The sequence below is a fragment of the Actinophytocola sp. genome (assembly GCF_036002505.1).
Taxonomy (GTDB): Bacteria; Actinomycetota; Actinomycetes; order Mycobacteriales; family Pseudonocardiaceae; genus DASYTH01.
On the sequence record NZ_DASYTH010000171.1, the window covers coordinates 1 to 11158 of the forward strand.

Consider the following 11158-nt stretch of genomic DNA (forward strand, 5'->3'; position numbering starts at 1 on the left):
CCACCCGGTCAACGGGCTCGACGACGTGGTGCACCAGCGGGTCCGCCTGGGCATCCTCACCATCGCGCACGAGGCGCGCCGGGTGGAGTTCGGCTACCTGCGCACCCAGTTGGAGCTGACCGCCGGCAACCTCTCCCAGCATCTGGGCGTGCTCGAGGCGGCCGGTCTCGTCGAGGTGGAGAAAGGGTACGCCGGTCGGCGCGCCCGTACCTGGATCACACTCACCGGATCCGGGCACGCCGCGCTCGCCGAGGAGATCACACGGCTGAAGCTGCTGATCACCCGGGTCGAGACGGCCGGCGGCCAGTAGCGACACCAACCGACCGGCCGGGAGTCCTTCGACCTTGCGAATTGCGACCAGGCGGGCGAAGGCTGGGATCAGAAAGGCCCTGGCCGGCGGTGACGCCGGCCAGGGGCCCCTTGACGGGATCAGCCTAGGTCAGTCGGACTCCGACGACGGGATGTAGGCGCCCGGCACGTTCTCCGGCGCGAAGATCTTGTTCTCGCCGGGGTACGGCTTCGTCCAATCGTGCGTCTGGTACCACGTGAAGTGGTTCATCTGCGCGGGGTTCGCGAAGTCGGGCTTGGCGTCGGGCCCGGTCAGCCGCTGCTGCGACTTCCAGGCGTCCCACTTCGCCGCGACCTGCTGCTTGTCCGCCGGCACCGTCGCCGACGGCGCGGGCGCGGCATGGGGGTCCTGCGGCGCTGGGGTGTCCGGGCCGCAGGCAGGCGGGGTCGTCAGACCCGCGGTCAGCGAGGTCCGGTTGGGCAGCGCGATGAACGGCGTGAAGTTCGTGTTCTGGGTGAACGCCGCCCGCATCGGGCTGGCCGCGCTGTCCTTCTGGTTCATCGGGTGGATCCCGAGGATCTGCTCGATGGTCCGGATCATTGTGATCTGCGAGTAGTAGTGGTTATCGACGACCCCGTGCCTGGCCCAGGGGCTGATGATCTGGATCGGGGCACGGTGGCCGTCGACGTGGTCGAGGCCGGCCTGGGAGTCGTCCTCCACGGCGAAGATCGCCGAGTCCTTCCAGTACCGGCTGTGCGAGATCGTGTCGACGATCTTGCCGACCGCGAGGTCGTTGTCTGCGACCTGAGCGGCCGCGTTCGGCGGACCACCGGTGTGGTCGCTGGAGAGCCAGAACATGTTCAGGTTCGCCGGTCCGTTCTTCTCGAAGTCACGCTTCCAGATCTCGTACCGGTAGATGTCCGGGACGCTGGTGTCGAACTTCGGGAAGCCGGGCACCGACACCGTGTTGAGCGACGGGATCGGCGAGGACGAGACCATGGGGTAGGCGGTGTCCTGCCCGGTCGCCGCCATGTTCTTGGTGTCGCAGTACAGGTTCTGCCAGCTCGCTCCGGCCGGCTTGGTCAGGAACTGGTGGAACTCGCCGAAATCCCGGACGGTCTTGCCCGCCGCCTGCGCACCGGTCCAGATGAAGCCGGAGCGCTGGTGGCCGAGAGCGTCGTCCTCGGTGTCGTAGCTGCGCGTGTACTCACCGGCCGAGGACTCGGTGTACTCCGGGTCGTCAGCCTGCATCAGCCAGTTGTGACCCTCGGCCGAATTCGTGCCGATGTCGTATGTGTTGTCGTACAGCCCGAACTGCTGTGCCATCGCGTGCTGGTTCGGCGTCACGTTCTCGCCGAACTCCGCCAGCGTCGAGTCGCCGTCGCCACGCGAGTCGTCACCGAACATCTGGTCGTACGTCCGGTTCTCCTTGACGATCAGGAACACGTGCTTGATCGTCGAGGGGTCGCCGAGCCGCACCGGGACCGGCACCGGCTTGGCGCCATTGCCCTTGGCCAGCGTGACCGAGCCGGCGGTCCAGCCGTTCTGGCTGAAGACCTTGCCGGTCTCGGACCTGATGACACGGTCGCTCGGCAGCGTGAACCGCTGCAGGCTCGACGTCGTGTCGCGGGTGCCGTGCCCGGCGCTGCCGGTGGGCCGGCGGGCGTCGATACCACGGGTGTTGGAGACCAGCACGTCGTTGCCGACCGTGGCGATCTCCGCGGGGAAGTAGTCGGTCGGGAGCAGGCCGACGTAGCTGACCGGCTCCTGCGGGGTCGTGTACCGGTAGACGGCGACCGCGTTGGCGCGGCCGAGCGTCACCAGCAGGTGACCGTCCTCGGTGAGCGTCACGGCGTCGGGCTCGTAGCCCACCGACGCCTCCGGCCACGGCTGGGTGGCGATCGTCTGGACAACGGTGTTGCTGGCTGTGTCGATCACGGACACGTCGTTGGTGGCCGTGTTGGTGACGAACAGCGCCCCGTTGTTGGCGTACAGGGCGGTCGGGTGAAGGCCGACGTCGATGCTCGTGACGGCGGCAGCCGGGTTCGCGAGGTCGATGACGCTGACCGTGCCGGTGGTGGTGGCAGCGGTCACCGGGTCGGCCGGCACCTGGGTGTTGTAGGAGTTGATCGTGGTATCGCCGGGCAACGCCTTCCGCCCGCCCTCGTTGCTGACGTAGAGCTTGGTGCCGACCTTGATCATGTCACGCGGGGCGTTGCCCACGGCCCAGCTCTGCTGGATGGCCCCGGTCGCCGCGTTGATGGCGACCACCCGGTTCTGGCCGTTGACCGCGGAGTACACGGTGGAGCCATCGGGCGAGAACACCGCCTCGCCCACCAGCGCGCGCTTGGGCCCGTCCTGCGGGATCGTGATGAACGTCGGGTTGGCGAGGGTGCCGTCCGGGTTCACGGTGAACGTGCGGTAGCCGTTGGTCTGGCCCAGCCACAGCTGCGAACCGTCGGGCGAGTACGTGGGGCCTTCCTGGCCCACGTCGTTGCGCTGATGCGCAGATTCGCCGCCGCGTTGTTGCCGACGACCTGCTGCACCTTCCAGTTCTCCAGGTCCACGATGGCGAGCGCCATTCCACCGTCGGTGACCGAGGCCGCGAGGTGGGTGCCGTCTGGGCTGATCGAGGACGACATGATCTTGCCGTTGTTGATGACGAGGCGCTTGCCGATCGGGTTGACGTACTGGTCGTCGGACACGACCAGGCCCTGGTCGGTGGTCTGGCCGACCTGGTCGGTGCCGAACTGGTGCGTCTGGGCGAACGCGATGCCGGTGCCGGTGGCGACGACGACAGCGGTGGTGGCTGCGGTGACGAGGGGTATCCGGCGGCCGATGCGTCGACGGCCGGATTGGTCCTCCTCGACACGCCGACGGCGGCGTGTTACCTGCATTGAGCTATCCCTTCGGGGCGGTAGGGAGCAGTTCGACGTTGCCGTCGAACTGCCAGAGCGGGTTCGGTGCGTCCCCGATCGGGGTCCGCACCAGGAAGTAGCCGTTCACTTCCTTCGGTCCGTCGCCATCGGCCACGAACCGCCCGTCAGCGGTGACGTCGAGCTGGTAGATGGCCGTCCCTGCGGCCTCGACGTCGGGGAGATGCCAGGAGATGACGCAACGCCAGTCGTTGCCCGGCCCCTGGGCGGCGACGTTGCCGCCGCCCCTGTTGCAGGTCGCCGTGGCCTTCAGCTGCGCTTCGGTGACGTCGGGGCGGTTGAGCTGCTTGGTCTGCAGGCGGTAGAGGCGGGCGAATGCCGTGGCGACCGAGCGCTGCACCTTGTCCCGCTCGATCCCGGAGCCCGTGGTGGTCGCGGTCGCCGCGGCGACGACCGCGACCGTCACGGCGACCAGCCCGACGAGTGGCAGGACTCCGGCGGCGACCGCGCGGCGCGCCGAGCCGTCGTAGGTCAGGTCGGTGAAGTCGCGCCGCAGGAAAAGCAGGTAGGCGAGTGCTGTCGCGGTCCCGGCCCACACCAGGCTGACCACGATGCCGATCAGGAGTGGGCCGAGCTGTGTCGGGCTGGTGAACAGACCGTTCCAGGCGATGAAGGCGTAGCCAGGCAGGGCGAGGCGTACGGCGACGGGAAGCGGCAGCATCTGGGCGAGCTGCAGCGCGAGCGCGACGAGTGCGGGCAGCAGCAGTCCCATCGGCGACCGCCCCAGCACGACGGACCCGAGTAGCCCGATCGCGGCCAGGGCCAGGGTCGGGGCGAGTACGCAGACCCAGGCGAGCAGGACCTTTCCGGCGGCGTCCGACGGCGTCAGCAGGTGGCCGTCGAGGCCGACCAGCGGCTGATTGCCGACCGCCACGACCCCGCCGGCCGCGCTGGACAAGGCCAGCCCGGCCACGAGCAGCAGGATGACGGTGAGGCTGGCCAGTGCCTTCGCTGCGAAGATCCGTCGAGGCGACCGGACCGCCACGAGCAGGTGGCGCCAGGTGCCGAGCCGGTCCTCGAAAGCGAACACGTCGCCGGCGACCACCGAGGTCAGCAGCGGGAGCGCCCAGGTGCCCGCGAAACCGAGCATCACCAGCGGTCCGGCCCACCCCGTGGCGTGCATCCAGCGACCGAAGAGGGTGTCGACCGGGAGTGAGCTCTGCTGGCTCACCGCGGCGACGAAGAGCGCCGGCGCGATCCAGCAGGCGAGGACCAGCAAGCGGATCCGCCATTGCGAGATCAGCTTCACCAGCTCGAAGCGGTAGCCGCGCGCTACCGAGACGGGCCGGGCAACGGCAGCGTGGTCGTGGGCGATGGTCGCGGTCATCGGCCGGCCTCCTGCTGCTCGGTGAGGGCGAGGAACGCAGCCTCGAGCGGCGACACCACGGGTGCGAGCTCACGCACCGCGATGTCCGCGTGCACGAGCCGCACCACCAGTTCGTCGAGGGCGGGCACCAGCGCGCGCACGACGAGCACCTCGGCCTGGTGCCGTGCCCCGTCGTCGACGAGGCGGATCCCGGCCGTGTCGACAGCCAGCCGGCGGGCGGCCCGCGGGTCGGAGGTATGCAGCCGGTAGTCGAGTTCACGGTTCTCGGCGGCCAGCTTGCTCAGCGGGCCGGAGAAGACGACCCGTCCGGTGGCGACGATGGTGACCTCGGAGCACAGTGCCTCGACGTCGTCCATGCGGTGGCTGGAGAGAACGACGCTGGTTCCGTCCGTCGCGAGCCGGGTGAGGACACTGTGTACGTGTCTTTTGCCGGTCGGGTCGAGACCGTTGGAAGGTTCGTCGAGCACGAGCAGCCGGGGTTTGGTGAGCAGGGCGGCGGCGAGCCCAAGCCGCTGCCGCATGCCGAGGGAGAAGCCGTGGGCCCGGTCGTCGGCGACATCGGTGAGCCCGACCTGGTCGAGCACGTCGTCGATCCCCGCTGTCCGCGCGTCGCGGCCGCGGAGGGCGGCCAGCGCGGCGAGGTTCTGCCTGGCGGTGAGCGAAGGGTAGAGGCCGGGGCCGTCCACGAAGCCGGCGACACAGTCGGGAGCCGCGAGCGCACGCCGGACCGGCGTACCCAGTATCTCGAGGCGGCCGCTGTCGGCAACGGCCAGGCCCAGCAGGAGGCCGAGCAATGTCGTCTTGCCGGCGCCGTTCGGCCCGACCAAGCCGTGGATCTGCGCCGGTGCCACATCGAGATCGATGCCGTCGAGTGCGACGACGTCGCCGAAACACTTGGTGATTCCGCGAGCCCGGACGGCGATGAGTGCGCCCATGAGTCCCTTCCTTCGTAGCCCTCAAGGAACTTAGGGACCGCACACAAAGCTGGTAGGTACAGCTGATTGATGTTCATGGAACGAGAGACGACCGGTATCCACCCCACCGATACCTGCTGTTAGCCGTCGATATTCGACGGCACCTCTTCGACGGCGGGATTGCATAGCCACGGTGCGGACGGTTGAACAGGCGACGGCAACCCATCCGCGGCGGTGCACATCGCCTGGGACGCGTACGGCCTCACCATCCTGCCGCTGCGAGCCAACCTCGACCTGGACAGGGTCCGATAATGCGAAGGATGGGTCGCGTACCTGCTACGGCCGGCCGAAGGGGTCCGCTCACCCGGTCATGCGGCCGGATCAGCCCCCTGGCGCAGGCAGCCGCGGCGTAGCGGTCCACCGGCCAGCGAGTAGTCGGCGAGTTTCCGCAGGCTCCACCGGGTGAACGGGCGCCCCAGCTTGCCCGGACGCACCTTGGCCGTCGCGACGATGGACGCCTCATCGTCGTCGCTGATCCGGCGGGGACGGCCTCCCGCCCACCGAGGGTCCAACGCGCGAAGACCGATCTCGTTGAACCGGTGGATCACACCCCGCACCGTGTCCTCATCTGCGGCGACCAGCCTGGCGATCGCCGGCACCGGCGTGCCCGACGCCGACGCCATGATGATCAACGTCCGGCGCACCCGGACGGAGTCATGCTTACCTCTCCGGCACTCGGAGGACTGAGGCCCATAGCGGACGATGCTGGCGATGATGATCCGTCGGTATCGTCTGACGTAGGGTTGACGTCCGGGCGCGTCCGTGGCTGTCGCGGAAGGGCAGTACGACCATGGAAGATCGGATGAGGCAGCAGCCGCCGGTGAGAACGCCGCCATCCCTCGACGGCCTCCAAGCCACCGGGAACCCACCGCATGCGCAGTTCCTGGCGACCGAGCACTGGAGCTTGCTCGCCACCCGCAGCATGACCTGGAACGAGATCTTCAGCCGGACCGGCACCTATCTGACCGTTCTCTCGGCCACCGTCATCGCACTCTCGCTGGTGGCGAACGCGACCGGCTTCGGGCAGGACTTCCGGACATTCGCGCTACTGATCCTCCCCGTTGTCCTGCTCGTCGGCGTGGGAACGTACTTACGCCTGGTCGAGGCCGATATCGAGGACGCTTGGCTGGTGATCGGCATGAACCGGCTACGGCACGCCTACCTCGAGCTCGCACCGGAGCTGGAGCCGTACTTTGTCGCAAGCCATCACGACGACGAGCCGGGCCTGCTGCAGACATATAGCTACCGCAGTCGGGTCGGCCTGACCCACTGGCTCTCGGGATCGCCCGTCATCGTGGGCATCATCGACGCCGTCGTCACCGGCGTGCTGACCGCGGTCGTCTGCCAGGCCGTGGGCGCTGGGGTCGTGCTGCGCACCATCGCCGGCGTCCTCGCCGCCCTCGCGGCCGCGGTCTTGCTCGGCACTGTGGGCTATCGAAAGGTCCACCAGGTGAGCCGCGATTACCGCCCGCGTTTCCCGAGCTGACCGTCGTGGGCCAGGTCCGGAACGTGTCCTGACCTGGCCCTCATTCCCGAGCGGGTGCCGGGAGGGCCTTTGTTCACCGCTGTTGCCCGCTCCATCGGGCACGCGGCGGGCACGGCGACTGCTTCCGCATTGAGGAATGATCCGCGCCCTGTGTTACCCGGTGGTGGCCTGCCCCCAGGGCATTCCGGTTCCAGATCACAGTCCTTGCTGGCCGCGCTGACGACCGCGGACCCGGCGCAGATGGTGGAGGTGGCATCGACGTGCGACCATGGCGCCATGGCTGGCCTCGTCGCGTGGATCCGGGTGGTCCTCGGCGGCGGCCGGCCCTTGCCGAACGATCAGCTCAACCAGGCCCGACGGCACGAGGTGGGTGCATTTGCCTACCAGCAAGCGGTCTTGCTGCGCGACGGGAAGGCCACCCGTGCCGAGGCAGTTGACGCCATCGCCGAGCGGTTTCCCGACCTGAGCCGCGAGCAAGCCGCGCGAGCGCTCGGTCACGGCTTGTACGAGTCGATCTGGTAGCGGCCGATGCCAGGCGGGAGCAGGGCGTGACCCGCGAGCGAATCCGCCAGACTGACCGGAAGACAATGGCGAAGCTCTATCGCAGCTCGCGTTTGTCGGCCCGCAAGGACCAACTAGCTATGCGGCTGTAGGTTCCCTTTGCGCCTGGGTAAGGCTCTGTCGAAACTCTAGCGCTTCGGGAATTTCTTCGTACTCAAGCGGGCTGCCGGTCAACTCCAACAGGTGTTCTTGCGCCTCTGCCAGTGTGGCGTAGAAGAACTCGCGTCTCTGGCTGACCGTTGACGCGCCGGGCGGCCATCGGCACGGTCCTCTACATAGGACTCATCAATGCGCAACCTCGCCGCCGAACACATCGGGCCCTGGGCCGGGCTCGGCGTGCTGTCCCTGTACGCCGCCGCAGCGGTCATCGCTGGCCTGATCGCGTTCCAGCTCCGCGACGCCGGCTGACCGTCATCCGGCCCGGTGGACCGCGGCCGTTTGAGCTCGACCTGGATCGTCTCGAGCGATGGCCGGTCCGAGTTCTCAGTCGCGTGTCAACCCTGGGGGTAGGGCGTCTTCGTGGGGCTGGACCCGTCGGGCATTGACCAGGGGGTTCTGCCGGAGGGTGTCAATCAGGTCGGCGGGGCCGCCGATGCAGGTCCAGCTGTCGTCCCAGAGGGCGGAGACCAGCCAGGACCGGTCTGCGGGAAAGAACAGGTCGGGCAGCGATCCGGCTGCGCTGCGCATGTGTCCGGTCCGCCAGGCGAGGGCTTGTTCGGGTCCGGCCTCGACGAGCACGTAGTGCCAGTCCCAGTAGAGCGTCACCGTTGGGACGTGGCTGAAGACGATGTCGTGAGCGCCGGTCGCGAGATAGCCCAGCCACCATGGTTGTGCGGCGGTGTGCCGGGTGAGCTCGCCCACGACGGCTTGTTCGTGAGCCGCGGTCGAGATGTTCTCGAGTGGGTAGAAGGTGGCGTAGGCGTCGAAGACGGGCGGGATGGCCGTGGTCACCGAGCGGCCGTGCGCGGTCTGGCCGGCGATCCAGTCCACGTCGTGGGCGGTGCCGATTCGCCAGGTCTGTCCGTCCTTGGTGACCTCCATGACGCCATTCAACCCCCTTGGATCAGACGATGCGCGCGGCTATTCGGCCGTGGTCGGCGTAGGCGGGTAGACCGGCGGCGCGTGAGCGAACGCCCGCAACGAACCGCACCGGGCCACCGGCGGTCCAGCCATAGTTTCAGGGCATGCGCGCCCAGACCTGGTTGGAGTCGACGCCGCACTCGTCGATCTCACCGTCGAGGAATAGCCGGGTATCGGTGAGGGAACTGCCGGCGTTGGTGAGCGTGATGTAGACGTCGACGGCCTTCTGTTTCCGCCGACCTGCTCGATGGCGCCGAAGAGAGCCGCGCCGAGCTCGTAGTTGAAACGCGTGCGCTTGTCGTCTGGGCTGTAGAAGCCGGCGTTGGGCGGCAGGTTGTGGTCGCCGGCGGGGGCGTACCGGGATCGGTTCTGCCGGACGTAGGCGCGGCCGCGAGCTGCCGATCCGGGCTCGGCCTGGTGCTCGACCCAGCGTGCGAATCCCTCGAGCGCCCACGTGGGCTGGTCGGTGATGGCCTCGTCGGTGGTGAAGTTCTGGAAGAGGTTCGGGCCGATCGCATGGGCCATCTCGTGCGCCATGATCGGTTCGGCTTCGGCCGGTGATGCGATCTCGCTCATCCGCAGGACGATCCGGGCGCCGGCGGTCCGTTCCTTCCACATTGCTTCGCCGGGACCGGGCAGAGCACGGTTCGGCCGGGCCAGCCGCTTCTGGCCGTCGGCATCGACCATCTGACCGAAGATCGCGTACCCAACGGTGCTTTTTCCTTCTCGCCGGAGGCGAACCAGGTCGCGAACTGTTGGTCGTCGGCGAGGAAGACGGAGAACCCTGGGGCAGCGGGCCGGTTCATCCACAGTGACCGGACCAGCCCCGCAGCGCGGACGGCCGCGGGCAGGTATGTCTGTGGGTCCCATCGGCTGGCGACCGGCGCGAGGACGGTGACGTGTGCGGCGGTGGCCGAGCGCAGTGCCACGCTGTCCCACGGCACGTTGCGTGTGGCGCCGGAGTCGGCGTCCGACGTCAGTCCGCCGTAGCCGGGAAACGCCTCGGCCCTGGTGATCAGCACCCGGTCTCCTGCCACGCGGAAGTTCCATTCGAAGGTGTTCCTGGTCGGGCGCACGTCGGAGGACAGCTGCAAGACCTGTTGGACGAACAGCGCGTTGGGGTGCGTGCCGCGGTCGAAGTACGAGGCGTCCAGGGAGAATACCGGGGGCGCGAGCTGGCGCAGATTGGCGAACCGCTGCTTTTCCGCGGCGATCAGGTCACTGGCGGCCGGATCGAGGTCGGCGAGCCAGCCCTGCTCATCGCCGGCCAGCAACGCCTTCGCCCGCTTGCCCGCCACGGCCTGCGCAACACGCTCGACGTCCAGCGGCGAGTGGCTGGCGGATGTGCGCTGCGCCTGCTTCGCTCGAGCGCCGGCGTCAGCCTGGATGATCACAGCGATCAGCGCGCCGAGCACGGCGAAGACCAGGAGGACGATTCCGACGGCCAGGCCGGCGCGGGATCGCTGCGGTGGTGGAGGTGCCTGAGTTTCGATCACGCGGAGAAGGTACAAGGTATGTATCGATATTTCTGGGTGGCGTCCAGGGAGCGGTGTAAATGAGGAACGGGCGTGGGTTCCGCTTCGAGACCGCCAAGTCTTCGAAGGAAGGACCAGGCCCGTGTCCGTACGAGTATCGCCCTGGTGATCGCCTCGTTCGTGCGCGGACTGAACGTGCGGGACGTCGAGACCACCCTCGCCATCTTCGACACCGACGGCCTCACCACGCAGCCCGGCCCGCAGCTGGTCGAGCTGATCGACCACCGTATCGGCGAGTTCATCGACCGATACCGGGCCACCTACCCGGCCGCGACGAAGATCCTGAACACCGACCGGGCCGGGTTGACCGCCTACCTGCGCTTCCCCGGCCGAGCATCATCAGCGGATCCGGCACTCCAACCTCATCGAGCGCGCCTTCGGCGAGACCCGCCGCCGCGCCAAGGTCATCGGCCGCTTCCCCGGCGAGACCAGCTGCATCAGCATCGTCTGGGCCGTGCTCGACCGCGCCTCCCGCGGCTGGCTGCGGCCTCACCATGACCCCAGCTGGGCTCCGGCTCCTGCAAGACCTGCGCCGATCCCTGCTCTAACGACCCGCCAGCCTCGGCCACATACTGCCGCCAGGCAGCCCGGGGACGCAGCCGAGAATGTCAGCACCGTCGCCTAACCTCACCACAAGCCAGACGGCTGTGGCGGTTTCGATCGCGATCTCAGCAGCGGAAAGGGGACTGGGTGTGGCCACGTTCGTTTTGATCCACGGCGCTGGCGATGTCGGCTGGTACTGGCATCTCGTGGAGGCCGAACTGCGTGCACGAGGTCATGAGGCCATCGCGCCGGATCTTCCATGCGACGACGATTCGGCGGGCCTGCCCGAGTACGCGGACACCGTGGTCGGCGCGATCGGCGACCGAACCAATCTCATCGTCGTCGCGCAATCGCTCGGCGGCTTCACCGCCCCGCTCGTCTGCGACCGGGTGGCGGTGGAACTGCTCATCCTGGTCGCGCCCATGAT

At 68.3% G+C, this 11158-nt stretch carries 11 protein-coding genes and 1 pseudogene; 5 read left to right on the plus strand and 7 right to left on the minus strand.

Going from position 1 to position 11158, the window contains the following annotated elements:
* On the plus strand, nt 1-310 hold a 310-nt coding region (locus tag VGR06_RS14595; protein ID WP_327559607.1), incomplete at its 5' end, for a transcriptional regulator.
* A 129-nt stretch (nt 311-439) separates the two neighbouring features.
* Here VGR06_RS14595 and VGR06_RS14600 read toward each other — a convergent pair.
* From VGR06_RS14600 to VGR06_RS14615, 4 genes and pseudogenes are all read right to left on the minus strand, one after another.
* Nucleotides 440-3186, minus strand: a pseudogene (locus VGR06_RS14600) (alkaline phosphatase family protein).
* A gap of 4 nt (nt 3187-3190) precedes the next feature.
* Entirely contained in the window at nt 3191-4552 is a 1362-nt protein-coding gene (locus VGR06_RS14605) for an ABC transporter permease (protein ID WP_327559608.1), read from the minus strand.
* Complete coding sequence (locus VGR06_RS14610; RefSeq protein WP_327559609.1) at nt 4549-5487, minus strand: ABC transporter ATP-binding protein; 939 nt, start codon at nt 5485-5487, stop codon at nt 4549-4551. The genes VGR06_RS14605 and VGR06_RS14610 overlap by 4 nt, the downstream gene beginning before the upstream one ends.
* Before the next feature lie 347 nt (nt 5488-5834).
* The gene (locus VGR06_RS14615) at nt 5835-6362 is read right to left on the minus strand and encodes a helix-turn-helix domain-containing protein (RefSeq protein WP_327559610.1); all 528 of its coding nucleotides are present in this window, start codon (nt 6360-6362) and stop codon (nt 5835-5837) included.
* A gap of 86 nt (nt 6363-6448) precedes the next feature.
* Here VGR06_RS14615 and VGR06_RS14620 point away from each other — a divergent pair, with 86 nt between their 5' ends.
* Together VGR06_RS14620 and VGR06_RS14625 are read left to right on the plus strand one after the other, a co-directional pair.
* Nucleotides 6449-7012 carry a hypothetical protein gene (locus VGR06_RS14620; protein WP_327559611.1) on the plus strand — a complete coding sequence of 188 codons (564 nt, stop codon included), beginning with the start codon at nt 6449-6451 and terminating at the stop codon, nt 7010-7012.
* A gap of 204 nt (nt 7013-7216) precedes the next feature.
* Nucleotides 7217-7534 (plus strand): hypothetical protein, encoded by a 318-nt coding sequence (locus VGR06_RS14625; protein ID WP_327559612.1) that lies wholly within the window; start codon nt 7217-7219, stop codon nt 7532-7534.
* A gap of 522 nt (nt 7535-8056) precedes the next feature.
* Here VGR06_RS14625 and VGR06_RS14630 read toward each other — a convergent pair.
* From VGR06_RS14630 to VGR06_RS14640, 3 genes are read right to left on the minus strand one after another with little or no spacing between them, the layout of a single operon-like run.
* Nucleotides 8057-8614: a hypothetical protein gene (locus VGR06_RS14630; RefSeq protein ID WP_327559613.1), complete on the minus strand. Its 558-nt coding sequence runs from the start codon at nt 8612-8614 to the stop codon at nt 8057-8059.
* A 39-nt stretch (nt 8615-8653) separates the two neighbouring features.
* Nucleotides 8654-9229 (minus strand): hypothetical protein, encoded by a 576-nt coding sequence (locus VGR06_RS14635; RefSeq protein WP_327559614.1) that lies wholly within the window; start codon nt 9227-9229, stop codon nt 8654-8656.
* On the minus strand, nt 9226-10149 hold the full coding sequence (locus tag VGR06_RS14640) for a hypothetical protein (RefSeq protein ID WP_327559615.1): 924 nt from the start codon (nt 10147-10149) through the stop codon (nt 9226-9228). Before VGR06_RS14640 ends, VGR06_RS14635 begins: the two co-directional genes overlap by 4 nt.
* Nucleotides 10150-10552: 403 nt before the next feature.
* Between VGR06_RS14640 and VGR06_RS43890 the strand changes: the two genes are divergently transcribed.
* Both VGR06_RS43890 and VGR06_RS14650 read left to right on the plus strand, forming a co-directional pair.
* On the plus strand, nt 10553-10813 hold the full coding sequence (locus tag VGR06_RS43890; protein WP_414637261.1) for a hypothetical protein: 261 nt from the start codon (nt 10553-10555) through the stop codon (nt 10811-10813).
* A gap of 67 nt (nt 10814-10880) precedes the next feature.
* Nucleotides 10881-11158: alpha/beta fold hydrolase (locus tag VGR06_RS14650; protein ID WP_327559617.1), on the plus strand; the 278-nt coding region annotated here is incomplete at its 3' end.